This is a genomic window from Glycomyces sp. NRRL B-16210 (assembly GCF_000719515.1).
Taxonomy (GTDB): domain Bacteria; phylum Actinomycetota; class Actinomycetes; order Mycobacteriales; family Micromonosporaceae; genus Glycomyces.
The window spans coordinates 309185-334511 of the sequence record NZ_JOGR01000002.1 but is presented as its reverse complement, the minus strand read 5'-3'; the positions used below and the strand labels follow the sequence as shown (position 1 = coordinate 334511).

Sequence of the window (25327 nt, the reverse complement as noted above, 5' to 3'; positions counted from 1 at the left end):
GCCCGTCTCGTCCTCTCCGAGGATGCCTGCGAAGGCCCTGGGCCACTGGTCGTCGCGACCACCGGCGAAACGGGAAGCTCGGGGAATCGGTCAGCCCGCGGCCGGGGCCATTCTGGCCAGGACCGAGTCCACGGATTCGGGGCCGATGACCGGGATGCGGTACTGGCGGGCCTTCGATGCCTTGCCGGACATCGAATCCGGGTCGGCGGCGACGACCAGTCTCGTCTTCTTGGTGACGTTCGGGGCGACCTTCAGTCCGGCCGCTTCGAGGCGGTCCGCCCAGAACGACTTGGACTCGGCGAAGGCCCCGGTGAGGACCACGATGTCGCCTCGTCTCAGTTGGAAGCCTCGGCGTTCGATCCGGGTGCCGCTGGCTGCCGCGCGTAGGGCCTCGTCGACCTCCCCCTCTGGCAGCGACAGGAGCGCGGCGACGCGTTCGAGGTCGTGCCGTTCGTCGTCGGTGACCACGCCGTCGGCCAGGGCCGCTGACGCGAGGGCGCGGAGGTAGCCGCGGTGCAGGTCGATCGCGGTCGATCGGCCGATCCCGAGTTGCCCTGCCAGTTCGACAAGGGCGTCGGCTTCGGTGGCGGAGACGTACCGGTCCAGCAGGGCCCGGTCGAGCAGGGCCAGATAGGTGTCGGCCTGCGGCGGGTCGGGCACGCGCGGGACGCTGTCGACCAGGCGCGCAAGGAAGTCGGTGTCGTCGGCCGCTCCGGTGCCTCGGCGGACCGGGACGGCGCGGGCCTCGGGCAGGCGGGGCCAGTCGAGAGTGCGGGCCATGGCGGAGCGGTCGTCCCACATCGGGTCCGGGCCCATGCTGTTGAGGTACAGGGCGAGCAGTTCGGCGGTGACCAGGACGTCGGACATCGCGGCGTGCGGGCGGGCGTTGTCGATGCCGGCCGCGAGGCAGCAGTCGCGGAGGCTGCGGCCCGATCCCGGCAGGAAGAACTCGGCCCACTGCATGGTGCAGACCCCGAAGTCCGAGAGGCGGGGCAGGTCGTGCCCGAGTCGCAGGTACTCGTGGAAGAGCAGCCGGTCGTCGAACGAGAGGTTGTGCGCGACCGGGATTCGGCCGCTGAGCCGTGCGACCACGTCCCCGGCGATCTCCTCGAACACGGGTGCCTTGCGGGCGTCGGCCGCGCGAATGCCGTGCAGCTCTTGGGGTCCGAGGTCGCGCATCGGGTTGACCAGCGTCTCCCAGCGGTCGGTGACGCGGCCGTCCCCGTCGACGTGGGCGATCGCTATCTCCACGACCCGGTCCTTGTTCATCAGGCCGGTCGTCTCCACGTCAAGGACCGCGTACATAGGACCTCCATTGGTCATCTACAGAGGACTCAATGTAGCGGCTGCGGCGGTGGTGCGGCTCCCCTGAACGGGCGGGAGTCGCGGGCCGGTGGGACGGCTCGCGCGGTCCCACCGGCCGATAGCGGCGTCAGGAGGGTGTGGCGCCGGTGATGGTGAGGTCGTACGGGAACGGGTCGCCGACGCCGACTTCCCACATCGGATAGTTGCGGTGCTGGGACGGGGTCGCGGCGACCACGAGCATCAGGTGCGTCTCGCCGCCCTGGAGGCTGAAGTCGGCCGTCTCACCCGGTGCGTAGAGCGGGCTGTACCGGGCGGTGAAGTCGCTCGACACGGCGACGAGGCGGAATCGCCAGTCCGCGCCGCTCAGGTTCGACTGGCCCGTCAGCGAGATGCTGACCTCGCCGGTCGGGTCGAGTTGGATGATGTTGTGGCCGTACTGGTGCGGCGCGTCCGAGTCGGCGATGCGGTACCGGTCGTCGCCGAGGCTCTGGAGCGGGTCGGTGTGCAGCGGGCTGTAGGTACTGGAGCGCCACAGGTCGCTGCGGATGGCCTCGCCGTCGTCGAAGTCGTAGGCGACCTGGCGTGAGGCGTAGTCGCCGATCAGGTCGGCGAATTCGGTCTGGCTCAGGCCGAGGACGCGTTTGATGGTGTCGATCGGGTGCTCGCCCTGCTCGGCCTCGTACCAGAACCGGTCGATCACGTCGGCGCCGTAGTTCTCGCGGATCGTGTTGAACAGCATCCAGTCGCCGTAGTAGGTCTCCTGGGAGAGCCAGCGGTAGTGCTGGCGGTCGACGTAGTAGCCGGAGCCGACGGTGACTTCGGGGCGGATCATGCGGGCCATGTAGTTGGCGTGGGCCTCCCACACGGGGCCGGAGACGGGGTTTCCTGCGCCCCAACCGCCGCCGTGGCCGTCGGCGATGTTGATATCGACCGCGTACGACTGGAGGATGTGGCTGAACTCGTGGGCCTCGACCCACTGGTCCCAGATCTTGTCGTAGGGCATGCAGATGTGGCCGACGCCGATGTCGTCGGGCCCGGCCCAGTTCGCGGGCGGCAGGAAGTCGTTCGACCAGGTGCCGCAGAGGTAGAGGTTGATCCGGTACTGCGAGCCGGTGGCGTGGTCGGCGGGGTCGACGAAGCCCACTTCGTCGACGTAGAAGTCGTAGATCTCCTCCATGTGCTCGGCGACCCACTGCGGATAGTTGTCGTAGCCGCGCTGCTGGCCCCAGGCGACGGCGTCGATCGCGTCGCCCCAGCGGACGGTGAAGTTCTCGGACTCGACGTAGTTGCGGGTCTCGGCCCCGGCTTCGGTGAGGAACCTGGGAGTGCGGGTCTCCTTCTGCTGCTCGGGCCCGCCGGTGGGCTCGTCCGTGGGTTCGACGGTCGGGGTGTCGGTCGGGACGCTCGAGTCGCCGCAGGTCTGGCCGTTGACCTTGAATCCGGTCGGCGCCGCGTCGGCTCCGGTGACGGTGAGGCCGAACAGCTCCCGGGTCTCACCGGAGCTGATCTGGGCGTTCCAGCCGACGTCGCTGCCGGTGAAGTGCGCTCCGGTCTGGGAGTAGTCGACGTTCCAGGCGTTCTGGACGGTGGACCCGGTCGGGAGGTCGAACTCGACGGTCCAGCCGTCGAGCGGCTCGGAACCGGCCTGAATGGACACCGCGGCGTTGTGCCCGGTGCCCCACTGGGCGGTGATCGCGTACTCGACGGCGTCGCAGGCGGCGGCGGATGCCGGGTTCGCCGCCACCACGGTGACGGAGGCGGCCACGACCGCCCCGGCCGCCAGCCCTACCGCCCCGAGCCGCCTCTTACGGCTGCGCGTGACTTCCATGCTGCTCCTTCGCTCGGGCGCACCGCCATCGGCGCGCCGGCGGCCCGCAACGAGTCCACGACCGCCATTAATATTCACATACGTAAATATTAAAGCGCGCCGGAAACCGAGAGCACAAGCAAATCAGACCACCGAAATCGGTCATTTCAACCCCAGAATCCGAACTACGACACGTCCGTGACGGCCTCAAGGAAGCGGTCGGTGAAGCCCCGGGTCCTGGCCAGGTCGTTCAATCGCTGCTTCGAGGTCTCGGCCTCGATCAGCCGCTCCAGATGCGGGACCATGAGAGAGACCAGCCGCTCGACCTCGTCGCGGTTCCAGATGCGCAGCAAGAGGTCGTTGCAGTGCTTCTTCGCGTCCTTGGGGCTCTGCGGCAGCCGCGCGCCGCCTGCGAAGCGGCGCACCACGGCCGCCATGAACATGAACCGCGCCGGCTTCCACTTGCGGTCGAGCCGGTTGTTGCGCAGGAGCCAATCCACTTGGTACCAAATGGAAGCGGCCGTGTAGTAGGCGACCGGGTGGCTTTCGGGGTGGAAGATGCGGAGGCTCTTGTCGCGCTGGAGCTTCGCGGTGCGGGAGGCCTCGTGGACGTGCCCGCGGAAGACCGAAGCGTAGGCCTGGACCAGGTGGTTCTGCTTGATCACGCGGGTCATCGTGACCGTCCGCGCGTCGTACTGGCCGCTGCGGCGCTCGTAGTAGAGGTCGTGCGGTTTCTTGCGGGTGAGGAAGTACTCCTCGATGTCGCGGTGGATCTGCTGGTCCGCGCGCAGGGCCTCGGGGGCGATCTCGGTCTGCCGGTTGGTCGCGACCGTGATGGCCTCGGCGATGCTCTCGTCCTCCGGCTCGATCACCGTGAGCTTCACGTGGACGTCGTCGGTGAGTTTGTCCCGGTTCTCGAAGAGCACATGCCCGGTCTGACAGCCGTTGACGATCTGGAAGTCGCTCATGTGGCACTCGTCGCCGGTCATGCCGAAGCTCCGCGCGATCACGGTGATGCCGTTGTTCAGCACCGCGAAGCGCCGCCGCTTGACCTTGTCGGCGAGCGACTGCGCGATGCCGTCGTTGACCTCGTTGGACTGGCCGAGGAACTCCCGGAGGTTGTCCTCGAACAGGAACTTGCGGATGCTGCCGCCGTCGTCCACCAGCACCTGCTCGACGAACACGGATGCCGGGATCGTGCCCATGAACGACTGCTTCACGCCCGCCATCGCGGGGATCGCGGTGTGGTTGGGCCACTCGAAGACCGCTTTGACCTTGCGGAGGGTGAGCTTGTAGAGCCGGTCGAGCTCCCGCCAGCCGATCGACTCGAAGCGGATCGACTGGAAGCGGCCGAGTTCGTCCACAGCGGACTCCGCCGAACGGCACTTCTCGAGCATGTCGGCGTTCGCCTGAGCGCCGCAGTGGACGTAGCGCACTTCCAGGCGCGGGCTCTGCTCGGTCATGAGCCGCTGGTTGTCGTAGAGCACGCCCAGCGCGTCGTGAAGCTCGACCACCTCCGGCGAGGCCGTGTACGCGATCGGCGGCCGAGCGCAGATGTGCCGCAGGTTGTCGGCGAGATCGGCGACGACCTTGCCTTCGGACGACGGACTCATCTTGGCCTGCACCACGATCACGACCACGTTCATCTCACGGCACTGCCCCACGGCGTGCTTGACGCCGTCGAGGTCGTGGTAGAGGTCGCCGTTGATGACGATGCCCCAGGCGTCCACGCCGAGGTCGTTGCCGCCTCCAGTGCGGTGCAGGTCCGGCTCGAAGCTCTCCTCGTGGAACTGGTGCAGCACGCAGTGGGCCGCAAAAGCCTCGAACAGCTTGGCATCGTCAAGGTCGAGCAGCTCCTGGTCGGCACGGAACGCGGTCAGGCGCTCCTTGATGATCTCGTTCAAGCCACAGGCTCCTCGGCGGACCGCCGAACGGCCGCCAGGATCTCCTCGGCTGTCGGCGCGGTGGGCGGATGGTGCGAGAGGCACATCGGGACGTTCACGCGCTGGGTCGCCCGGCCGTTCGCCGCGAGGTAGAACTCGCCCCTGTCGAGATGGGCGAAATCGACTGGGGTCCCGCTCTTGTTCTGCGCGACCTCGTTCGCGGCGGCGATCTGAGTGGGCGAGTTGATCCGCCCGTACCAGTGCGTGCCGCAGTTGTTCACGATCTGGTTGTGGATGCCCTTGGGAGCCTGGGTGGCGAAGAGCATTCCCAATCCGTACTTGCGCGCCTGGGATGCCAGCGCCAAGGTCGAGTCGCGGCAGACGGTCGAACCGATCGAGGGAGCGATCGACTGCGCCTCGTCCAGCACCAGGAGGCCCGAGAGCGGCCGCCCAACGGCCGGATTGCGCTTGACCCAGGAGAACAGGGCCAGTTCGAGCTGGTTGATGAAGCCGTGCCGCTGCTCGTCGGAGGGCAGACCGATGAAGTTGACCACCGAGATGCGCGCTCGCCTCCCTGGGGAGGGGGTCAGTAGAACGCCCGGGTCGAGGGTTTCGCCCTGGCCTGCGAACACCGGGTCGATGACCTTGACCGCGCGGAGTGTCGAGGCGATTTTCGCGGCGATGTCCTGCGCGTTCGGAATCGAACTGGCCAGGTCGGGAAGCTCTTCCAGGAAGTCGAGGAATGCGGGGAAATCGGAACTGCCGTCTCTGGCATAGAAGGACAGGGCCTCCACCAGCACTGCTCGCGCGTGGACGTCCTTGGGCGCGGCCTTGATGCCGGCCCGAGGCGCAAGCGAATCGACCGCCGTGCGCACCGCGATGCCGAACTCGTCGTGATCGCCCGTCACCGCCGAGAAATCGGGCAGCGGCTGGAAAGACAGCGGGCGGCCGCTGCTGCGACCGGGGGTCCAGACCACGACTTCGACGTTGTCGAAGTACGCGCTCGCGGCTTCGGAGTCCCCGTCGAGCCACTTGTCGGAGCCGTAGGGCCAGCGCTCGCCGAGACGGGACAGATCGTTGTTCGGGTCGAGCACGATGGACGAGACCCCTTGGAGCGCCGCCGTTTCGATGATGCGACGAAGAAGCACGGTCTTGCCCGAGCCCGAACCGGCGAAGACCCCGGTGTGGTTGGCGAGCGCCGCGAGGTCGGAGTGGACGGGCGTGCCGTCGAGGCCGCTCGCGATCGGAACCGAACTTTCAGCCGGCGGCGAAAGAGCGGTGGACGCATGGTCCTCGACTGCGGGGTAGTCGAGAACGAGGTCTTCGATGGGGTTGGCATGCAGAATATGGCCGTCGGTGGCCTGGTCGATGACGACCTGCCCGTTGCCCGCTTCGCCGATCGAGCCGACACTGCTGGTGGCTCCGCTTCCGAGCGCGCCGACGTTCAGGGTTCCGCCTTTGGCCGACGCGGTGGCGGTTGCGGTGGAAAGTGGGAAGTCCATGAACTTCGGTTCAGCGCCGGAGTCGTCGGTCGGGCGCACGGTGCCGGGAAGAGGGTCGGTGGGTTCGGACGGGTCGGTCGGCTCCGGAGCGACGGTCGCCGCAGGGTCCGAGTGCGGTGCGCCGAAGACGGCTTGGAGGAGGTTGGTCCGCGATGCCGGACGAGTCTTGCGGAGCCAGTCCTCGTATCCGGGGACGCGCTCGGATTCCATGCGGTGCAGTGCGGCGAAGACGCGAAGGTCTTCTTCAGAGGCGACCACCACGATCCCCTCGCCCTCGAACTTCTCGACCCAGTTCCACACCTGGGTTCCCGGTGACCACTTGCGCCATTTCGACCAAGGCGCGGCCACCCAGAGGACCCCATGGTCCTCCTCGACCGGGTTGTCCTCACCGAGCTTCGCCCACTCGTACAGAGCGCGAACGCGATTGCGCACCGCAGTGCCCTGGGTGTTCGCGATCGCCCTGAAGACCCAGCGTTGCGTCCGATCGCCGCCTCGGTCCCGAGCCTCGACGTGGAAGCTCTGCTTCTCCCCCGCAGACGGCATCACCTCGAACACATCGGGAGCGCGGCCGGTCTCGGCTCGATAGGCCCGCAGACCGGCGATCAGATAGGGGCGCAGCCGGTGGTACTCGGGATCGTGCGGGCCGTCCTCGTCCAGGTCCGCTTCGGCACGGTACTGGTCGAACTTCCTGTCGAGGTCGTCTGGAGCCGTGCGACTCGGAGCAGTTTCAAGCTTCCGCTGCACCGGTTCGGGTTCCGTGGGATTCGAGCCCAGGTTCTCCGGTTCGGTGATGACTCCGGCGGCCACACAGTTGCGCAGGTGGATTCCAGCGTCGAGCAGCAGTTTGCGCGGGCTGAAGTGGACTGCGTCGGCAAGGCAGGAGAGCCGAAACGGATAGCTCTGGTAGGGCGGAGTGAAGGACGCGGCATCGTAGACCGGTTTCAGCACTGCGGCGAGGAGCGCGGCGGCGATCTCTTTGCTCGGCAGCGTGTCGTCCAAACGCACCGGCTTCTCGAAACGCTGTGCGATGGTGGCGGTGGCGAGGTTCGAGAACTCCATCCAGGTGTTCTCGAGACAGGCGAGGATCACCGTGCTCCGGCGGGTTTCGTCACGCACGTCCACGAGGCTGACGCCCAGCAGCTCGAGCAGTTGTCCGGCGCCATGGCGATGCTTTTCGGAGGTGCTGGAGTTCGACGCGCGCACGATGTCATCCACCTGGTCCACCGCGATCACGGTGGCCCCGCATAGCGCCATGAGCTGCGAGAGGTCACGCACGACCTCTTTCGGAGGCTTCCGGTTCCCATGCGACACCTCGGGAGTCGACTTGGATTCCTCGGACCTGTATGCGAAGAAGTCCTCTCCCCGCTCCGATATCTCCTCCTCTTGCGAGTGCAGGTCGATCAGCGCGCGCAGCGTCTTGCGGGTACCCGCCATCGAAGGGTCGAGTTCACGAACTGCCGCGATGAACCGGCTAGTGGCGTCGGCATCGGGACGGCGATCGACGAGGATTCGCTGGCGGACCTCGGCCGGAACCTTGGCGCGCACCGCGAGCGATTCCAGCAAGTGTGCCAAACCGCTCGGAGCGAGCTGGTGCTCTCTGTTGAGCGCGTAGATGAAACTGCCCGCGAGGTTCGACCAGAACTGGTCGAGGTGGAGGAGATTGAGCCGCACGAAGAAGCCGCCTCGCGATTGCACATGTACGCGTGCCTGGCCGAGGAGGTGGCTCTTGCCGCGCCCGCCTTCGCCGAGGAGCGGCAGACCGTAGACGCTGGACCTCGGACTGCGTTCGGCAAGGTCGATCTGGGCCTCGACCGCACGCATGGCGGCCTCATTGATGCCCGGCACGTGCGGGCGGGCGTTCTCGTCCCAGATGTCATCGGGGGTGACCGCGAAGTCGCTCGGAGCCCTCCGCAGTGCTTCGAGTGCGTCGCTCATCGCACCTCGATTCCGATGAGGTGGCGGTATTCTCCGCCGAGCCAGATCGCCGCCTCTCGGTCCGCTTCGGTGAGGGTCTTCTGGTTCGACTCGGGAATGAGCAGGACCGCCTTCTCCGCGTGGAGTTCGGTGAGCACCTTGTCGAGCTCGTCCCTGTCAGTGGAGGCGAGGTGGTCCCGGAGGGATCGCAGCGGCAGCCAGTCTCCGGAGTCCTCGACGAGTTCGCCGTAGGCCTCGACGATCCGCTCGGCGGTGGTCGGCTCCAGGCGGGCGGGGTAGATGTCGGCGAGTTCGGTGTTGGTCCGCTGCATGTGGTTCGAGAAGTCGCCGATCACAGCCCAGAGAATGCGGGCGGTGCGGGAGCTGACGCCCGCCGGGGCGGTCTCCGACAGCAGTTGGCGCGCGGTCAGCCAGCCGGCGTCGGTGAGTTCGTAGACGTACGGGCGGACGCCCTTGTCGATGACGATCAGCTCTTTGGCGAGGAGCGCCTTCTGCGCCGAAGTCTCGACCTTCTCGAAGCCGAAGGCCTCCCGGAAAACAGCGGTGGTACCTGAGCCACGCAAGTGCACCAGTGCCAGCAACAGGTTGAATTCGGGGACCTTGAACTCAATGTCGGACATGAGGGATTCCATTTCAAGACGCGGAGGGAGACAGGAGCGCTATCGGCACGATACCGCTTCGTGCAGAGTCTGTCAGCCCTCAAATCTGCGTCGGCAAGCGCACCCGCGGGTCCGTCGACTGTGCTCACCAAGATCAACTTTCGGTTGCAGCAACACCATAGGGATCGGTGGCACCAACCATGACACATGGTCTGCATTGTGATCGTGACAGTACTTTTAGGATTGCAAATTTTGCATAGATTATTCAGGGTCCTTGGAACCAGATCGCAATTCAGGTGCACTTATGGAACTACTGACTTCATTTGCGCATCAGCCGCCGACCGATGGAGGGCGCGAGACCTCGGCCCTGTCTTCCGGCGGGGCCGGGGTCTCGCGCTCAGGTTGGGGTCATGTTCTTCGTTGTCGTGGTGGATCGGGGTTTGACGCGCGGTTGTTCTGGTAGGCGGTTATCGCCGCTTCTGCTTCTAGGATTCGATGGCGGAAGGCGTCTCCTCTCGCCATCGCGTCCAGGTCTTCCTCGGTCAGGTTCCTCCGCTTCAGGGAATCCTTGAGCCAGTGCCGCCATGCGGCGGTCGCCTCGGCTCGGGCCACTGTGCCGGCGCTCCACTGTGGGACTCGGGCCTGGCCTCGGCGGCGTGGGACTTTGCGGTGGCGTTCGGGTTGCGGGAGGAAGTCGCTGATGGCGGTGTCGGTCCAGCCTCTGGCGTGGAGGATCGGGCGGGTCAACCAGATCGTCTCGGCGAAGCGCAGAGCGTTCGAAGCCTGATCGGGTCGGGTTCGCTCAATTCCGAAGGAGCGGTTCTGGCGGGTGCGTTGGCTTTCGGTTGCGTAGCGCTCTGCGAGCGTGGGTTTTCTGGGTCGCGCCAGGCGGCGCTGGATTTCGGATTCGTCCAGCAGCACTCGGGTTCGGCGCTGCGGCTTCGATCGGTCGCTCATGATGCCCCCGTTCAGGTTCGTCCTGACGGAGAGACTAGTTACCGATCGGTAATAACGCGGGCGACACGCCGCGGGTTTCTCAGACGATGCGGTCGGGGTGGGCGTAGACGTTCATCGTGTCGCCCCGGACGAAGCCGGCGAGGGTGAGGCCCGATTCGTCGGCGAGGTTGGCGGCGAGGGAGGAGGCCGCCGATACCGAGGCGAGCGCGGGAACGCCGGCCATCACCGCTTTCTGGACGAGTTCGAACGAGGCCCGGCTGGAGACCACGAGTACAGTGCCGCGCAACGGGACCAGGCCTTCCCGCAGGGCGTGGCCGATCACTTTGTCGACCGCGTTGTGGCGGCCCACGTCCTCTTTGGCGACGATGAGTTCGCCTGCGGCGGTGAACAGGCCCGCCGCGTGGAGGCCGCCGGTCTTGTCGAAGACCTTCTGCGTCTTGCGCAGCCGATCCGGCAGGGTGGCGAGGAGGTCGGCGTCGAAGGCCGTCTCGTCCTCGGTGAGGTCCCAGGTCGATTTGGTGCGGACCTCTTCGAGGCTGTCCTTGCCGCACACGCCGCAGGCCGAGGAGACGGTGAAGTTCCGCTTGGCGGCCTTCGGGATCTCGATGCCCGGGGCCAGCGTGAGGTCGAGGAGGTTGTACGTCTGCTCGCCGCTGGCGTCCACGCCCGCGCAGTAACGCATGTTCAGCACGTCGCTCGCCTTGGTGATAGCGCCCTCGGCGAGGAGGAAGCCCGTGGCGAGGTCGAAGTCGTCCCCCGGGGTGCGCATGGTGACCTGGAGCGATTCGCCGCCGAGCCGCAGTTCGAGCGGCTCTTCGACGGCGAGCGTGTCGACGCGCTCGGTGCGGTTGCCGGCGGCGATGCGCGTGGTCTTGCGGCGGACGGTGACGCGGCCCATGGGACTTCGGGTTCCCTTCTCGGAGGTCTTCCTGCCTGCATAGCTCGGCGCGGACCGGGCCGCAAGGCCCGGGGTCGAACGTCACGGGCCGGTCGGCGCGGTGTCCGGTTCGAAGCGGACGACGATGGACTTCGAGGTCGGGGTGTTGCTGGTCTCCGCCACCGAGTCGAGCGGGACCAGCACGTTCGTCTCGGGGTAGTACGCGGCGGCGCAGCCGCGGGCGGTCGGGTAGTGGACGATCTTGAAGTGCGGCGCGCGCCGGTCTCCGTCGGCCCATTCGCTCACGAGGTCGCAGTACGCGCCGTCTGCGAGGCCGAGCTCGTCCGCGTCATAGGGATTGACGAGGACGACGCGGCGGCCCTGGTGGATGCCCCGGTAGCGGTCGTCGAGCCCGTAGATCGTGGTGTTGAACTGGTCGTGGCTGCGGATCGTTTGCAGCAGCAGGCGGCCCGGACCGGCCTCAGGCGAGGTCACCGGGTTGACGGTGAAGTTGGCTCTGCCTGTGGCCGTGGGGAACACGCGTTCGTCGCGGGGCGCGTGCGGGAGCGTGAAGCCGCCGGGGAGGCGGGCGCGGGCGTTGTAGTCGGTGAAACCGGGCACGACGCGTTCGATGCGGTCGCGGATGCGGTCGTAGTCCGCGGCGAGGTCTTCCCAAGGGACCGTGTCGCCTTCGCCGAGGACGGCGCGGGCGAGTCCGGCCACGATGGCCACTTCGGAACGCATGTGGGGGCTCAAGGGCGCGACGCGGCCGCGGGAGGCGTGGACGATGCCCATCGAGTCCTCGACGGTCACGAACTGCTCGATGCCAGCGGGTGCGTCGATGTCGGTGCGGCCCAAGGCAGGAAGGATCAATGCGCGAGCGCCGGTGACCACATGGGAGCGGTTGAGCTTCGTAGAGACGTGCACGGTGAGGCGGCAGCGGCGCATCGCGTCCTCGGTGACTTCCGTGTCCGGGGTGGCGGCGACGAAGTTGCCGCCCATGGCGAAGAAGACCTTCACGAGCCCGTCGCGCATCGCCCGGATCGTGTCGACGGTGTCGAGGCCGTGTTCGCGCGGGGGCTCGAAGTCGAACTCCTCGCCGAGCGCGTCGAGGAAGCGGTCGGGCACGCGTTCCCAGATGCCCATGGTGCGGTCGCCCTGGACGTTCGAGTGGCCCCGCACCGGGCACACGCCCGCGCCGGGGCGGCCGATGTTGCCGCGCAGGAGCAGGAAGGCGACGATCTCGCGGATGGTCGGCACCGCGTGCCGGTGCTGGGTCAGGCCCATGGCCCAGCAGACGACGATCTTGTCCGCTTCGAGGACCATCGCGAAGAGGCGCTCGATGTCTTCGGCGACAAGGCCGGTGCGGCGGGCGACATCCTCCATTGTGGCTTCGTCGTCGCCTTCGGCGTGGTGGGCGGCGAAGGACTCGAAACCATGGGTGTACTGCTCGATGAACTCGCGGTCGATCGCGTTCGCGCGCAACAGCATCCGGTTGAGGGCGCTGAAGAGGGCGAGGTCGCCGCCGACCTTGATCTGGAGGAAGAGGTCCGTCAGGTCGGTGCCGCGGGCGAGGCCGCGGACCGACTGCGGGTTCTTGAACCGCTGCATCCCGGCTTCGGGAAGCGGGTTGACGGTGGCGATCCGCGCCCCGGCGCGCTTGGCCTTCTCGAGGGCCGTGAGCATCCGGGGATGGTTCGTGCCGGGGTTCTGGCCGGCGACGATGATGAGGTCGGCCTGGTAGAGGTCGTCGAGGGTGACGCTGCCCTTGCCGATCCCGATGGTCTCGGCGAGGGCCGAACCGGAGGACTCGTGGCACATGTTGGAGCAGTCCGGGAGGTTGTTCGTGCCGAGCCTGCGGGCGAAGAGCTGGTAGAGGAACGCGGCCTCGTTGCCGGTCCGCCCGGAGGTGTAGAAGGCGGCGCCGTTCGGGTCGTCCAGGGCGGCGAGCTCGGTCGCGATGAGGTTGAAGGCCTCGTCCCAGGGCACGGGGACGTAGTGCGTCGCGCCTTCGGCGAGGTACATGGGCTCGGTGAGGCGGCCCTGCTGGCCGAGCCAGTACCCGGACTTGTCGGCGAGGTCGGCGACGGGGTGCGCGGTGAAGAACTCGCGGCCCACGGTGCGCCGGGTGGCCTCCTCGGCGACGGCCTTCGCGCCGTTCTCGCAGAACTCGGCGGGGTGGCGGTGGCCGGGTTCGGGCCAGGCGCAGCCGGGGCAGTCGAAGCCGCCGGTCTGGTTGACCTCGCGCAGCAGGGGCAGTCCGCGCCGCAACCCGGCCTGCTCGCCGACGACGCGGAGCGAGTTCACCACGGCGGGAACGCCGGCGGCCTGGTGCTTCGGCCGGCGGACCTCCGGCGCGTCCTGGGCGGGGTCGTGCTGCGGTGCCTTGCTCATCGGCACAGTCTAGGCCGCTGAGCGCCACGGTGGCCGCGACCGGAGCGAGCCGGGCGCATGGGTTCGAAGCGCAAGGCGGGACCGGGGCGGCGATACGCGACGAAACGGCACGAGGTCGGGCTGAAATCCCAGTTCACCGGGTATCGGGGCGAATCAGCGCGGACCACTGCGGGGGCCCGGTCCAGGTAGGCTGACCGGTGCGGAACGGCTGCATCCCTCCAGTGCGATTCCGCTCATTTGTCCTCAATGGAAGGTGGTGGGGATGGGACGGCACCACAGTCCGACCGAAGGCGGTCGCCTCCACGGCCGCCTGCTCCAAGGCCTCGGGATGTTCTCAGCGGTGGTCGCCCTGCTCGCCCTGTGGCAGTTCGGGGTCTTCGGCGACGACCCCGAGCGCGAACCGGTGGGCACGATCGAGGGCCCCGACACCGCGTGGCAGTCCGCGGAGGAGGAGAGCCCCTCCAGCACGTACGGCCCGGCCGCGTCCGCCGATTCCGCGCCCGTGCCGACCCCCGAGTCCTCGCCGGAGCCGACCACCGAGGCGCCCGCCGAGACGACCACGAGCGCCTCTCCCCCGGCGAGCACGACCGGAGCGGTCGAGGAGGCCGCCACCGTCGCGTGCTCGGTGACGTTGACGCTCAATCAGGAGTGGAACCGGTCGATCGGCGTGACGGTGGACATCGTCAACACCGGGAACGTCGCGATCGACTCGTGGGAGATCGATCTCGACATCGACGACCTCGACATCGGGCACTACTGGGGCATGCGGGAACGCCGCGGCGACTGGTACGCCAACGAGAGCTGGAACGGCCGGCTCGAACCGGGCGAGAACACCGTCGTCGGGTTCCAAGGCGAGGTGCGCCGCGGCTTCGAACTGCCGTCCTCGGTGACCTGTTCGACCGGAAGATGAGGCTCGAAGCGGGCTGCATGAGCTGGGTCTGGACCCTGCGCCACCAGGACCGGGCGATCGCGGAGTTCCCGCTGCACGTCGAGGACGGGCAGGCCCGGTTCCGCTGGATCGACGCCTGAGGCGCGGCCTCGGCCGGGCGGTGCCCGGCCGAGGCGCGCGGTCAGGTCTGGAGGCCGTATCCGAGCGGGTACAGCGGGTCGTAGCCGTCGTCGCCGACGTTCAGCGGCTCGTCGTCGACGAGCCGGGGCCAGCTCACCGGAAGCCTGCCGTCGTAAGGCGTCTCGCCGAAGAGCGGGTCGGCCACGCCGGCGCCTTCGGAGCCGGGAAGCCAGGCCGCGACGAGGGCGTCCACGTCGTCGAGGTGCGGTTCGATCTCGATGGGCCTGCCGGAGACGACGATGACGACGCAGTCGATCTCGCCGCAGACCGCCTCGATCGCCGCAGCGTCCTCATCGGACACGAGCATGTCGTGCTCGCCCGCTCCGGCGTCGCCGAGGCCTTCGGCGTAGGGGTCTTCGGCGACGACGACGATCCCGACGTCGGCGTCGCCGATCGGCTCGGAGGCGTCCTCGCTGTAGGTGATCGCGGCGCCGGGGGCGACCTGTTCGAGGCCGGCGAGGATGCTCGTGCCCTCGTTGACCGCCTCGACGGAGCCCTGCCAGGAGCCCGACCAGCCGCCGAGCTGGCGTCCGAGGGAGTCGGCGCCGGAGCCGGCCACGTAGATCGACTCGTCGCCGGCGAGCGGCAGGAGGTCGTCCTCGTTGCGCAGCAGGACTTGGGAGGCGGCGGCGGCTTCGCGGGCGACGGCGCGGTGCTCGTCAGAGCCGACGTCGGCGGCCCCGCTCGTGTCGGCGTAAGGCTGCTCGAACAGGCCGAGGGCGAACTTCTGGGTGAGGATGCGCGAGACGGCGTCGTCGATGCGGCTCTCGCTCACCCGACCGGCCTCGACCTCGGCCAGGAGCGTGGAGATGAAGGTGCGGTATTCGAAGGGCACCATGACCATGTCGATCCCCGCGTTGATCGCGGTGCGGACCGATTCGGCGTAGTCCTCGCTGATCTGGTCCACGCCTTGCCAGTCGGAGACCACGAACCCGTCGAAGCCCAGTTCTCCCTTGAGGACTCCGGAGATGAGGTACTCGTCGCCGTGGGTCTTCAACGGGCCGTAGCCGAGGTCGACCGAGGAGAACGAGACCATGACCGAGCCGACCCCGGCGTCCACGGCGGTCCGGAAGGGCGCCAGGTGGATCGAGCGGAGCTCGGCTTCGGTGAGGGTGACGACGCCCTGGTCAAGGAGGTAGTCCTCAGTGGTCGAAGTGCCGTACTCGGTGCCGCCGTCGCCGACGTAGTGCTTGGCGGTGGCGAGGACGCTCGTGTTCGCGGTCAGGTCGTCGCCCTGGTAGCCCTGGACGACCGAGGGGGCGTACTCGACCGCGAGTCCCGGGTCCTCGCCGTAGGACTCGTACGTGCGGCCCCAGCGGCTGTCGCGCGCGACGCACACGCACGGCGCGAAGTTCCAGTGGACGCCGGCCACGCGGGTCTCCTCGGCGGTGATCGCGGCGGCGCGACCGGCGAGTTCGGGATCGTGGGCGGCGCCGAGGCCGATGTTGTGCGGGAAGACCACCGCGCCGGGGAGCGCGGTGTTGCCGTGGACGGCGTCGATCCCGTAGACGAGCGGGATGCCCAGGCGCGTGTCGAGGGCGTCCCGCTGGTAGCCGTCGATCATCTCGGCCCACGCCTCGGGCGTGTCGTGGAGGGCGTCGGAGCCGCCGCTGAGGAGCGAGCCGATGCCGAGGTCGGTGATGTCGCCGGGGTACGCGTCGACCGCGCCGACGACGGCCTGGGTCATCTGGCCGACCTTCTCCTCGATCGTCATGCGGCCGACGAGGTCTTCGACGCGTTCGGCGATCGGCGCCTCGGGATCGCGGTAGACCTGCGCGTCCGCGGAGTTGCCGGGGACGACGAGGAACACGGTGACGACGGCGGCGGCGATCGCCACGGCCAGCGCCGACCACAGAATCTCCGGGCGGCGGACGAATGCGGGCAGGCTTGCGCCCATGGGGTTCGCTCCTTGAGGGATGAACGGACGGGTACGGCCCCAACCTGGGTACACAGTAACGGACCGGTCGCGTGAAGTCCATCGTGGGAGCGCTCTTCAAGGTGTTTCAGGAGTGATTCTCGCGGATGGTTCGGGATGGTTTGGGGTCTCGCCCGCTCAGCGCGTCGCGGGGCTCGCGCGCAGGCCGTCGATGAGGATGTCGAGGTAGCGCTGGGCGGCTTCGCGGTTGCGGTCCTCGGGCAGCTCGGGCATCCGGCAGGTGAGGAGGCTGATGCAGCGCAGGAGGTCCGCGCCGTCGATGTCGGTGCGCATCGCGCCTTCGGATTGTGCTTTGTGGACGGCAGCTTCGAAGCCTTCGAGCCAGGCGGCGGTGAGGGCCCGCAGTTCCTCGTCGCGGTCACGGTGCTCGGCGAGCCAGGGGCGCAGGGCGCCCGAGAGCGCGCCGAGGCCGGGGTCGGCGCAGTGGCGCACGAGTCGGACCAGGGCTTCCCAGCCGGTCGGCGAGGCGGCGAGGGCTTCGGTCGCGGCGCGGCTCGCGTCGCGGAACATCTCGGCGGCGACCTCGCGGATGAGGCTGTGCCGGTCGGGGAAGCGGCGGTAGAGGGTGCCGACGCCGACGCCCGCGTGCTGGGCGATGTCCTCCATCGGCACGTCGGGGCCGCGTTCGCCGATGAGCGCGGCGGCCCCGGCGACGATGCGGGCGCGGTTGCGTCGGGCGTCGGCGCGCAGCCGGGGCGTCGCGGCGGGTGCGGTCATCCCTCGATGGTACTGGACGATTCGCTTCCGCTTAGGTTATCGTCGTCTACAACCGGAAGATTATCTTCCACTTATCCTGGAGGCGACATGATCCTCGTGACCGGAGCGACCGGCTCCACCGGCAGATACCTTGTACGCCAACTGGTCGAGTGCGGGGCCGAGTTCAGGGCCCTGGTTCGCGACAAGGCGAAGGGAGAGGCGCTCGGCGTCGACTACGCCGTGGGCGACTACGACGACCCGGGCTCGCTCGCCGCGGCGATGGAGGGCGTGGACCGCGTCTACCTCGCCTCCCCCGGCGCGCAGGCCGAGACCGAGAACGGCGAGCAGCCGATGATCCGGTGGGAGAAGAACGTGATCGACGCGGCGAAGCGCGCCGGGGCGGGCTACGTCGTCAAGCTCTCGGTCCTCCACGCGCGCATCGGCGGCCGCATGTCCGAAGGCGGGCATGGCGCGATCGAAGCGCACCTCAAGGAGTCCGGTCTGGAATGGACGATCCTCCAGCCGGGGGGCTTCATGCAGAACTTCCTGAGCCCTACGGCGAGTCTCAGAGACGGGGAGGGGAACCTCGTGGGCCATGAGGGCGATGCGCCCGTGGCCTTCATCGACGCCTACGACGTCGCCGCCTGCGCGGCGACGCTGCTCACCGGGAATCTGGCCCGAAACGAGACGCTCCCGATCACGGGCCCGGAAGCGATCGCCTACAGCGAGGTCGCCGCGAAGCTCAGCGCCGGGACGGAGGAACGGATCGGGTTCAACGGCATGTCGGAGCGCGGCCTCGGCGAACTGCTCCGCGGCTTCGGGCTCGCGGGGGAACTCGCCGACGAGTTGGCGTCGTTGTACGCGTCGATCGGTGGAGGCTCGTACAGCGAGGTGACCGACGTGGTCGAACGCATCACCGGAAACGCTCCGCGCAGCTTCGAGGCGTTCATGGCGGCGAACCCCGAAGCGTTTCCGCAGGCGTAACCGCTTGGCCGGCGTTGCCGGGAGGTGCGAGGGTGGCGCAGTGGTCGACTCCCCCGCTCGGGCACCGGTTCAGGACGCTCCGCTCGGCCGTGGAGCAGTATTGGCATCTCGGCTTCAACGTTATTTGGGCGTTCGTCACCGGAGAACGCGGGGCGCGGGTGTCCCCACTCGACGGACCGGCGGTCCTGGTGGCACCCGAGACGGTCGAGACCGGCCGCTCGGCATGGCTGGTGGAGCTGGAGGCGTTCGACGCCCGCCGGAAGGTGGCGTATGGACCGGGCTCCGGTCGACCCGACGAGGTCGCGTACCGGTTCGGTCTGCGCCGGCCCGGAACGAGCGCCCATGCCGCCGTGTCCGGCTCGCCGAGGACCGGACGTTCGCCGACCACGATGACGAGCCGTTCGGATCGGCTGACGACACCTCGGTCCGCCTCGCGCACCCCGTCACGCTCGGAGCCGAGGTCGAAGCGTGGGCCAAGGTGCTCGCCGACTACGAGATCCTGCAATTGTTCGAGCAGCTCACGCGGCCGGTGTCCGCCCTCACCGAGGACGAGATCGCCGCCTGGCGGGTCGCGTTGCCGAAGCCGGACACCGCGATCGATCCGGTCGCAGTGTCAGAGGCACTGGGCGCGATAGCCAAGATCGCTCGGGCGCAGACGAAATCAGGATGCGGGCGCTCCCGCGCTCACTAGGATTGCCTCGATGAACCGGCCTTTCGATGCGCTCTCCCTTCGCCAGCGCGAGTTGGTGGATGCCTGGCTGCCAGGCGTCGTGGTCGAGGCCGATCTGAGTTGGAGGCTGGTCGAGACCACGGTCCTACAGACGAGGGTGAACGACCAGGTCGTCGTCGTCAAGGCGGGCGGCGCCTCGGACACGCACATCGCGCGGGAGATCCGTGCGCACCGGGAGTGGACCGGGCCGTGGGTGCGGCGCGGCCGGGCCGCCAGGATGCTCCACGCCGACGTCGAAGCGAAGATCCTGGTGACCGAGTACCTGCCGGGGGCGCTGGTCCAGGGAACCGCGGCGGCGGCGGACATGGACACCTATGTGCAGGCCGGTGAGCTGCTCCGGGTCTTCCACGCGCAAGCGGCGTTCGAGGAGCCGGACTTCGAGGCGCAGATGAACGCCAAGGCGTTGGCGTGGTTGGACGGACCCCATCGGATCGCGCCGGACGCGGCCGAGGCGCTGCGGGGCCTGGTGCGGCGCTGGCCTGCGGCCGCCGCGGTTTGCGTTCCGACGCACGGGGACTGGCAGGGTCGGAACTGGCTCATGGACGACGGGGTGCTGCGGGTCATCGACTTGGGGCGTGCGGCGCTGCGACCGGCGGCCGAGGACCTTGAGCGCTTGGCGGTTCAGGAGTTCCGCACGTACCCGGGTGCGGAGGAGGCGTTCGTGTCCGGTTACGGCGCGGACCCTCGCGAGCCCGGGGCCTGGTTCCGCCAGCGCGTCCGGTCCGCGATCGGCACGGCGTGCTGGGCGCACAAGATCGGGGATCGGGGCTTCGAGGCGCAGGGCCACAGGATGATCGCCGATGTGCTGGCCGAGGCCGATTGAACGTCGGGGCTCAGGTCCGGAGTTCCCAGTCGTAGGTCTCGGGTTCGCGTCCGTGCCTTGCGGTGAAGGCCTCGACGAGTTCCTGTTCGGTCACGGTCTCGCCGGCTTGCAGGCGTTCCAGGTACGGCACCAGCCATTCGCCTTCGGCGCGTTCGAGGTGCTTGCGGCTGCCGGCCTCGAGTGCGGCGGCGACGGTGAAGACCCCGCCGGCCGAGCCGTGGGCCACGCCTTCGGCGAGGGCGACCTTCGGTTCGGGCCCTGTGACGCTCACGTCGACCCAGTAGGGCCATACGAACGGGTCGCCGTCGCTCCGGTCGAGCCGGTTCGAGGCGAGTTTCAGGAAGCGCACGGCTCCTCCTAGGTTCGGCGGCGGTCAGGACTGGTCGGCGAGTTGGCGGGCGAGGTCCGCGGCGGTTGTGAGTGCGGCTTCGACCGCTTCGCGGTCCTGTTCGGACAGTTCAATTGCCTCAATGCGTTCGAGCAGGGCGGCGGTGCCGGGCTCGTCGCCTTCTCGCAGGGCGAGTTCGGCCCGGTAGACCAGGGCCTCGACCAGTTCGGTCGCCGGGGCCTCCTCGGCGCTTTTCGCGAGGGTCGCGTCGAGGATCTTGATCGCCTGGGGCGCATCGCCTTTGGATTCGCCGAGGACGATCGCCTTGACGAGGGTCCTGCCGAGGCGGCTCTTCGGGGGTTCCTGCCGCTCGGTGTCCTCCTGCTGGGGGAAGATCCTGATCACGTTGCCGCTCGGGTCGGTGACCGAGAAGCCGGCCATGTTGCCGGTGTTGGCCCGCTTGCGGGGCCGGGTCATCCTCGGGATGCCGGAGACGAGGAGTTTGCCGTGCGCCGCGCGCATCCCCGCCGCGAAGGACTCCCAGAGCGCGCCGGTGTCGGGGACGAAGACGAGGCAGGTGCCCATGTTGCCTTCGGGGTCGAGTTCGTCGATGCCGAAGAAGTGGAGTTGCCAGTCCTCGCGGGCCATGGCGATGTACGGGTTCGGGCGGGTCTGGTGGTGGGTCAGCTCGAAGCCGAGCATCCGGTAGAACTCGGCGGTCTCGTCGATCGATCTGCACGGCAGGAGCGGGATGGTGACTTCGCCGGTCATCGGGTGCCTCCGGTTTCGAGTGCGTCGGTCAGGGCGCGCAGGGCCGCCGTCGCGGCCTCGGTCTGCGCGGGGTCGAGGCGGGACGCGAGGTCGTCGGCCCATGCGGCGTGGCGGCGTTCGACCTGCGCCAGCGCCTCGCGTCCGGTCTCGGTCGGGGCGAGGAGCCTGGCGCGGCGGTGCCTCGGGTTGTCCTCGAAGGCGGCGAGGCCTTCGGCGGCGAGGGCGTCGGCGGTCTGCTGGACGCTCTGGCGGCGCAGCCCCATCGCGCGGGCGATGTCGGCGACGGTCTGCGGGGCGTGGTCGATGACGCCGAGGATCTGCCAGCGGGCGCTGGTGAGCCCCGCGGGCCTGGTCAGTGCGTCGCCCGCGGCGAGGAGGGCGCCGTTGGCGCGGAAGACCTCGATGGCGAGTTCGGACACGGCCAGGCCGCGGGGGCTGAGTTCCATGCCCCGAGCCTAGGTTATTGACAGGTACCTGTCAATTCAAGGTGTGCGCCATGCGCTCGACGGCTTCGGCGAGGATCTCGGGGGTCGTGGCGTAGTTGAGGCGCACGTGGCCTTTGCCGCCGGTGCCGAAGGGGATGCCGGAGTTGAGCGCGACGCGGCCCCGTTCGAGGAAGGCCGCGGCCGGGTCGGGTCCGAGGCCGAGTTCGCGGCAGTCGAGCCAGGCGAGGTAGGTGCCGGGCTGGGGCCGGTAGCCGATGCCGGGGAGGCGTTCGGCGAGGGTGGCGGCCAGGAGGCGGCGGTTGTCCTCGAGCGCGGGCAGGAGCGCGTCGAGCCACGGTCCGCCCTCGCGGAAGGCGGTGGTGTGGGCGATGATGCCGATGTGGCTGGCGCGGTTGCTCATCGCCCGCGGCAGGCGCGCGAGGTCGTCTGCGGCCGCGGGCCCGGCGATGGCGAGCGCGGCGCCGATCCCGGCGAGGTTCCAGGCCTTGGCGGCGGAGGTGACGGCCAGGCCGGCCTCGCAGCCGGGGACGGTGAGGTAGGGCGTGAAGGCGGTGCCGGGGGCGACGAGCGGGGCGTGGGCCTCGTCGGCGACGACGCGGACGCCGTAGTCGGCGGCCAGGCGCGCCACGCGGGCGAGCTCGGCTCCGGTGTGGACGGTCCCGGTGGGGTTGTGGGGACTGCAAAGGAGGTAGGCGGCCCGGCCGCCGCGGCCGAGCGCGAGTTCGAAGGCGGCGGCGAGCGCGACGAAGTCGATCCGGCCGGCCGGGCCCAGGGGCGCTTCGATCACCTTGCGGCCGTGGAGGGCGCAGAAGGTGTAGAAGGGCGGGTAGACCGGGCTGTTGACGACCACGGCGTCGCCGGGCGAGGTGACGAGCTTGAGCATCTCGACGAAACCGAGCGTGACGTCGGGCAGCGGCCGGGTGAGCTCCGGGTCGAGGTCGTGCCAGCCCCAGCGCGCGGCGGCGAAGGCGGCGACGGCCTCGCCGTAGGCGTTGCCGGAGGGGTATCCGGTGTCGCCCATGGCCATGGCGTCGGTGACGGCCTTGGCGATCGGCCCGGCGGGGAGGACGTCCATCTCGGCGACCCACAGGGGCAGGACGTCGTCGGGGTATTGGCGCCACTTCTCGCTGGTGCGCTGGCGGAGCTGGTCGAGGGTCAGTTGCCGCAGCGGGTTGCCGGGCACGTCATTCGGGACATTTGTGACGTCACTCATAGTAATTACGGTATCGAATATTTCAGATGATGTCACCTTGTGCCGGTGTGGATTTCACGTCGTGATCGGGGTCACGGGAGTCGACCCGGGCCGATCCTTGTAGTTCGTAATACGAACTATTATGGTTCGCTATACGAACTACTTTACCCGGAGAGGGACGCCATGACCGATCAAGGCACCACCAAGGGCCGCAGGGTCGCCGTCGTCGGCGGCGGCTACGGCGGGATCGCCGTCGCCAAAGCGCTCGACGAGCACGCCGACGTGCTCCTCATCGAACCGAAGGACGCCTTCGTCAACGCCGCCGGCTCGCTGCGGGCCCTGACCCGGCCCGAGGAATGGGCCGACGCGATCTTCTTCCCCTACGACTCGCTGCTCAAGCGCGGCAGCCAGATCCGCGAGTACGCCTCCGCCGTGGACCCCGAGGGCGTCACGCTCGCCTCCGGCGAGCGGGTCGAGGCCGACTACATCGTCATCGCCACCGGCTCGGGCTACCCCTACCCGGCCAAGACCCGCACCGACTCGACCGCCGAGGCCCTCGCGCACCTCAAGGAGACGCACGCGGACCTGTCCGGGGCCGAGCGCGTGCTCATCGCCGGCGCAGGCGCCGTCGGCCTCGAACTCGCGGGCGAGATCAAGGCGGTGTGGCCCCAGAAGCGGGTGACCGTCGTGGACCCGCGCGCCGAGCTCTTCACCGGATACGAGGAGGAACTGCGCGCCGAACTGCACCGGCAGCTCGACCGGATCGGCGTCGAGCTGCGCCTCGGCGCCGGCTTCGAGACCGAACCCGACCTCGAACCCGGAAGGGCCGGGACCGTCGCGGCCGCGGTCGGCGGCGAGACGATCGAGGCCGACATCTGGTTCCGCGCCTACGGCGTCACCGTCAACTCCGGATACCTCGGCGAGGCCTTCGCGCCGTTGGACGAGCACGGGCGCCTCCCGGTCACCGCGCAGCTCAATGTGGAGGGACACGCCCACGTGTACGCGGTCGGGGACGTCACCGACGTGCCCGAGGAGAAGCGGGCGGGGTTCGCCATGCAGCACGCGGAGGTGGTGGCCGCCAACATCATCGCCCAGGCGAACGGCGAGGAGCCGACCAGTGAGTACCGGCCCTCACCCGTTCCGGTGATACTGCTGCCGCTGGGGCCCGATCTCGGCGTGGGGCAGATCCCCTCCGAGCACGGCCCGGTGCTGCTGTCGGTCGAGGACGTGGCCGCCTGGAAGGGCCGGGACCTCATGCGGGGCAGGTTCGCCGAGATCTTCGGCCTGCCCGCCTGAACTGCGCCTCGGAGCCCTCGTCGCGCCCTTACCGGTGCGGCGGGGGCTTCGTCAGGAGGCCTCGCGCCCGGCGTTCGGACAGGCCTCGTCGGTGAAGACCACCGGCACCTTGTTGGCCTCGACCACCCGCGTGAGCAGGCCGTTGAGGACCTCTCGCTCCTCCTCGGCGAGCGCCAGCGGCAGCTCGGCCACGCGCCGGGTCGTCACGGCGTGGAACTCCTCGGCGAGCCGCCCGCCCTTGTCGGTAAGCGCGACCAGGAAGGCCCGGCCGTCGCCCGGGTCGGCCTCGCGCCGGACCAGGCCGCGCTTGACGCAGCGGTCGATGAGACCGGAGATGCTCGACTTGGCCAGACCGAGGGTCTTGGCGAGCTCGAACATCCCGTGTGGGCGCGAGATGAGGACGCACAGCACCTGCGCCTGCGGGACGGTGAGGTCGAAGTCGCGGACCGAGTCGGCGTAGACCGCGTCGACCAGGAACGCCGTGCGCACCAGAGCGGCGCCCATGGACATCGGCTCGCCCGCGTACTCCTCCATCCGGCAAGCATACTGCCAGGCCAGCCCGGTGGCCCGTGTCGTCCGCCACCCGGCCGGGGCGCCGGACGCGAACGCCCGCATCACGGTGCGCGGCAGTCGAACGTGGACTCGACGCAGGGACGCGATCCGGTCACAGGGCCACCGCGCCGGCGCACTTTACCGAGACCGATGGCGTAGGCTGGACCGACGTCCCGCGCCGGCGACGGGACCGTTCGCCGACCCCGGGCGAACCGCGACGCGGAAGGCCGCGGCGCAACGATCCCCCTGCGCAACGCCCCACACTCCGCCGATTGGAACGCCGTGTACGACGCAGCCCCCGAGTGGCCACCATCCGGGATCGACCCCGAGGTGCCCTCGACTGCCCGCGTCTACGACGCGCTCCTCGGCGGCAAGGAGAACTTCAAGGCCGACCGCGAGGCCGCCGAGGTCTTCACCCGGGCCCTCCCCCGGATCGCCGACGCCGCCCGCCTCAACCGGGACGCCCTCGCCCGCGGCGTCCGGTACATGGTGGGCCGGGCCGGGATCGACCAGATCATCGACATCGGGTGCGGACTGCCCGCCGCCCCGAACACCCACGAGGTCGCCCAGGAGCTCGACCCGCGCGCACGCGTCGTCTACGTCGACAACGACCCGATGGTCCTCTCGCACGGCCGGGCGCTGCTCGCCGACGACCGGACGACCACCGTCGTGACCGCCGACCTGCGCGACCCCGCCGCGATCCTCACCAACCCCGACCTGCGCGCGCACCTCGACTTCGACCGGCCGGTCGCGCTCATGCTCCTCAACACGCTCATGCAGATCGCCGACGCCGAGGACCCCGACGCGATCATCGCGACCCTCATGGCGCCCTTGGCCTCCGGCTCACACCTGTTCATCACCGCCTGGCCCGACACCGGCGACCCGTCCCAGCGGGCCCTGTCGCGCGCGTGCCTGGAGACGCTCGGCAACGGCTGGGCCCGCCCGGTCGAGGCGATCCGAGGCCACTTCCAGGGGATGCCGATGGTCGCCCCGGGCCTGGACTTCATACCGCGCTGGCACCCCGGAGAGGCCGACGGCAACGTGCCCGCCGCCGAGGACCTCGAACCGTTCGAGCGGACCCACATGGCCGGGATCGCCGTCAAGCCCTGAACGGGCGACACAGTGGAAATCGCGGGACGAAACGGCTGCACCGAGCCCGGAGGGCCCTTGCGTCCCAGTGCGACCGGGGCCTTACTGTAGGTCTCGGCCGCACACGGGCTGGCCCGCCCGCACGCGTAGGCTCGA

At 69.1% G+C, this 25327-nt stretch carries 22 protein-coding genes; 7 read left to right on the top strand and 15 right to left on the bottom strand.

Annotation, left to right across the window (positions count from 1 at the left end; translation table 11 throughout):
- Positions 1-90: 90 nt before the first annotated feature.
- The 8 genes from IF12_RS0104255 to IF12_RS0104220 all read right to left on the bottom strand — a co-directional run bounded on the left by IF12_RS0104255 (position 91) and on the right by IF12_RS0104220 (position 13259).
- The gene (locus IF12_RS0104255) at positions 91-1305 is read right to left on the bottom strand and encodes an exonuclease domain-containing protein (protein WP_051703944.1); all 1215 of its coding nucleotides are present in this window, start codon (positions 1303-1305) and stop codon (positions 91-93) included.
- 127 nt (positions 1306-1432) lie between these two features.
- A complete protein-coding gene (locus IF12_RS0104250) occupies positions 1433-3133 on the bottom strand; it encodes a DUF6055 domain-containing protein (protein WP_030154920.1) in 1701 nt (566 codons plus the stop codon).
- A 164-nt stretch (positions 3134-3297) separates the two neighbouring features.
- Positions 3298-5016, bottom strand: a complete 1719-nt coding sequence (locus IF12_RS0104245) for an AIPR family protein (protein ID WP_051703943.1) — start codon at positions 5014-5016, stop codon at positions 3298-3300.
- Entirely contained in the window at positions 5013-8432 is a 3420-nt protein-coding gene (locus IF12_RS23740; protein ID WP_051703942.1) for an ATP-binding protein, read from the bottom strand. The genes IF12_RS0104245 and IF12_RS23740 overlap by 4 nt, the downstream gene beginning before the upstream one ends.
- Positions 8429-9052, bottom strand: a complete 624-nt coding sequence (locus tag IF12_RS23735; protein ID WP_051703941.1) for a hypothetical protein — start codon at positions 9050-9052, stop codon at positions 8429-8431. The genes IF12_RS23740 and IF12_RS23735 overlap by 4 nt, the downstream gene beginning before the upstream one ends.
- Positions 9053-9439: 387 nt before the next feature.
- A complete protein-coding gene (locus tag IF12_RS25470) occupies positions 9440-9988 on the bottom strand; it encodes a hypothetical protein (RefSeq protein ID WP_133884258.1) in 549 nt (182 codons plus the stop codon).
- Between the two features lie 79 nt (positions 9989-10067).
- A complete protein-coding gene (gene fdhD, locus IF12_RS0104225; RefSeq protein WP_030154912.1) occupies positions 10068-10886 on the bottom strand; it encodes a formate dehydrogenase accessory sulfurtransferase FdhD in 819 nt (272 codons plus the stop codon).
- A gap of 81 nt (positions 10887-10967) precedes the next feature.
- Positions 10968-13259, bottom strand: a complete 2292-nt coding sequence (locus IF12_RS0104220; RefSeq protein ID WP_030154910.1) for an FdhF/YdeP family oxidoreductase — start codon at positions 13257-13259, stop codon at positions 10968-10970.
- A gap of 262 nt (positions 13260-13521) precedes the next feature.
- On the opposite strand from IF12_RS0104220, the gene IF12_RS0104215 reads away from it, so the two are divergent.
- Positions 13522-14169 carry a cellulose binding domain-containing protein gene (locus IF12_RS0104215; protein WP_030154908.1) on the top strand — a complete coding sequence of 216 codons (648 nt, stop codon included), beginning with the start codon at positions 13522-13524 and terminating at the stop codon, positions 14167-14169.
- Positions 14166-14288: a hypothetical protein gene (locus IF12_RS26870; RefSeq protein ID WP_255343530.1), complete on the top strand. Its 123-nt coding sequence runs from the start codon at positions 14166-14168 to the stop codon at positions 14286-14288. Before IF12_RS0104215 ends, IF12_RS26870 begins: the two co-directional genes overlap by 4 nt.
- 41 nt (positions 14289-14329) lie before the next feature.
- On the opposite strand, the gene IF12_RS0104205 is transcribed toward IF12_RS26870, so the two are convergent.
- On the bottom strand, positions 14330-16225 hold the full coding sequence (locus IF12_RS0104205; RefSeq protein ID WP_081913143.1) for a glycoside hydrolase family 3 protein: 1896 nt from the start codon (positions 16223-16225) through the stop codon (positions 14330-14332).
- Positions 16226-16381: 156 nt separating this feature from the next.
- Positions 16382-16981 (bottom strand): TetR/AcrR family transcriptional regulator, encoded by a 600-nt coding sequence (locus tag IF12_RS0104200; protein WP_035748276.1) that lies wholly within the window; start codon positions 16979-16981, stop codon positions 16382-16384.
- An 87-nt stretch (positions 16982-17068) separates the two neighbouring features.
- On the opposite strand from IF12_RS0104200, the gene IF12_RS0104195 reads away from it, so the two are divergent.
- The 3 genes from IF12_RS0104195 to IF12_RS25465 all read left to right on the top strand — a co-directional run bounded on the left by IF12_RS0104195 (position 17069) and on the right by IF12_RS25465 (position 19497).
- Positions 17069-17944, top strand: coding sequence for an NAD(P)H-binding protein (locus tag IF12_RS0104195; RefSeq protein WP_030154900.1), 876 nt, complete (start codon positions 17069-17071; stop codon positions 17942-17944).
- Between the two features lie 223 nt (positions 17945-18167).
- Positions 18168-18635, top strand: a complete 468-nt coding sequence (locus tag IF12_RS24695) for a DUF4132 domain-containing protein (protein ID WP_081913140.1) — start codon at positions 18168-18170, stop codon at positions 18633-18635.
- 10 nt (positions 18636-18645) lie between these two features.
- Positions 18646-19497, top strand: coding sequence for a phosphotransferase family protein (locus IF12_RS25465; RefSeq protein WP_030154898.1), 852 nt, complete (start codon positions 18646-18648; stop codon positions 19495-19497).
- 10 nt (positions 19498-19507) lie between these two features.
- On the opposite strand, the gene IF12_RS0104180 is transcribed toward IF12_RS25465, so the two are convergent.
- Genes IF12_RS0104180 through IF12_RS0104165 form a run of 4 tightly spaced genes read right to left on the bottom strand, consistent with a single transcriptional unit; the run spans position 19508 to position 22255 of the window.
- Complete coding sequence (locus tag IF12_RS0104180; RefSeq protein ID WP_030154895.1) at positions 19508-19846, bottom strand: hypothetical protein; 339 nt, start codon at positions 19844-19846, stop codon at positions 19508-19510.
- Positions 19847-19870: 24 nt separating this feature from the next.
- On the bottom strand, positions 19871-20596 hold the full coding sequence (locus IF12_RS0104175; protein WP_030154891.1) for a hypothetical protein: 726 nt from the start codon (positions 20594-20596) through the stop codon (positions 19871-19873).
- Positions 20593-21042, bottom strand: coding sequence for a MarR family winged helix-turn-helix transcriptional regulator (locus tag IF12_RS0104170; protein ID WP_030154888.1), 450 nt, complete (start codon positions 21040-21042; stop codon positions 20593-20595). Before IF12_RS0104170 ends, IF12_RS0104175 begins: the two co-directional genes overlap by 4 nt.
- 31 nt (positions 21043-21073) lie before the next feature.
- A complete protein-coding gene (locus tag IF12_RS0104165) occupies positions 21074-22255 on the bottom strand; it encodes a MalY/PatB family protein (RefSeq protein WP_035748274.1) in 1182 nt (393 codons plus the stop codon).
- A 162-nt stretch (positions 22256-22417) separates the two neighbouring features.
- Here IF12_RS0104165 and IF12_RS0104160 point away from each other — a divergent pair, with 162 nt between their 5' ends.
- Positions 22418-23530, top strand: coding sequence for an NAD(P)/FAD-dependent oxidoreductase (locus IF12_RS0104160; RefSeq protein WP_030154883.1), 1113 nt, complete (start codon positions 22418-22420; stop codon positions 23528-23530).
- Between the two features lie 51 nt (positions 23531-23581).
- Here the strand turns inward: IF12_RS0104160 and IF12_RS0104155 are convergent, their stop codons facing one another.
- Positions 23582-24064 (bottom strand): MarR family winged helix-turn-helix transcriptional regulator, encoded by a 483-nt coding sequence (locus IF12_RS0104155; RefSeq protein ID WP_030154881.1) that lies wholly within the window; start codon positions 24062-24064, stop codon positions 23582-23584.
- Between the two features lie 300 nt (positions 24065-24364).
- Between IF12_RS0104155 and IF12_RS0104150 the strand changes: the two genes are divergently transcribed.
- Positions 24365-25192, top strand: coding sequence for an SAM-dependent methyltransferase (locus IF12_RS0104150; RefSeq protein WP_133884257.1), 828 nt, complete (start codon positions 24365-24367; stop codon positions 25190-25192).
- Positions 25193-25327: the final 135 nt, after the last annotated feature.

Coding starts and splice junctions, on each gene's coding strand:
- IF12_RS0104255 (WP_051703944.1), bottom strand. CDS start 1,305: ATGTACGCGGTCCTTGACGTGGAGACGACCGGCCTGATGAACAAGGAC.
- IF12_RS0104250 (WP_030154920.1), bottom strand. CDS start 3,133: ATGGAAGTCACGCGCAGCCGTAAGAGGCGGCTCGGGGCGGTAGGGCTG.
- IF12_RS23740 (WP_051703942.1), bottom strand. CDS start 8,432: ATGAGCGACGCACTCGAAGCACTGCGGAGGGCTCCGAGCGACTTCGCG.
- IF12_RS23735 (WP_051703941.1), bottom strand. CDS start 9,052: ATGTCCGACATTGAGTTCAAGGTCCCCGAATTCAACCTGTTGCTGGCA.
- IF12_RS25470 (WP_133884258.1), bottom strand. CDS start 9,988: ATGAGCGACCGATCGAAGCCGCAGCGCCGAACCCGAGTGCTGCTGGAC.
- fdhD (WP_030154912.1), bottom strand. CDS start 10,886: ATGGGCCGCGTCACCGTCCGCCGCAAGACCACGCGCATCGCCGCCGGC.
- IF12_RS0104220 (WP_030154910.1), bottom strand. CDS start 13,259: ATGAGCAAGGCACCGCAGCACGACCCCGCCCAGGACGCGCCGGAGGTC.
- IF12_RS0104215 (WP_030154908.1), top strand. CDS start 13,522: ATGGGACGGCACCACAGTCCGACCGAAGGCGGTCGCCTCCACGGCCGC.
- IF12_RS26870 (WP_255343530.1), top strand. CDS start 14,166: ATGAGGCTCGAAGCGGGCTGCATGAGCTGGGTCTGGACCCTGCGCCAC.
- IF12_RS0104205 (WP_081913143.1), bottom strand. CDS start 16,225: ATGGGCGCAAGCCTGCCCGCATTCGTCCGCCGCCCGGAGATTCTGTGG.
- IF12_RS0104200 (WP_035748276.1), bottom strand. CDS start 16,981: ATGACCGCACCCGCCGCGACGCCCCGGCTGCGCGCCGACGCCCGACGC.
- IF12_RS0104195 (WP_030154900.1), top strand. CDS start 17,069: ATGATCCTCGTGACCGGAGCGACCGGCTCCACCGGCAGATACCTTGTA.
- IF12_RS24695 (WP_081913140.1), top strand. CDS start 18,168: ATGGCTGGTGGAGCTGGAGGCGTTCGACGCCCGCCGGAAGGTGGCGTA.
- IF12_RS25465 (WP_030154898.1), top strand. CDS start 18,646: ATGAACCGGCCTTTCGATGCGCTCTCCCTTCGCCAGCGCGAGTTGGTG.
- IF12_RS0104175 (WP_030154891.1), bottom strand. CDS start 20,596: ATGACCGGCGAAGTCACCATCCCGCTCCTGCCGTGCAGATCGATCGAC.
- IF12_RS0104170 (WP_030154888.1), bottom strand. CDS start 21,042: ATGGAACTCAGCCCCCGCGGCCTGGCCGTGTCCGAACTCGCCATCGAG.
- IF12_RS0104165 (WP_035748274.1), bottom strand. CDS start 22,255: ATGAGTGACGTCACAAATGTCCCGAATGACGTGCCCGGCAACCCGCTG.
- IF12_RS0104160 (WP_030154883.1), top strand. CDS start 22,418: ATGACCGATCAAGGCACCACCAAGGGCCGCAGGGTCGCCGTCGTCGGC.
- IF12_RS0104155 (WP_030154881.1), bottom strand. CDS start 24,064: ATGGAGGAGTACGCGGGCGAGCCGATGTCCATGGGCGCCGCTCTGGTG.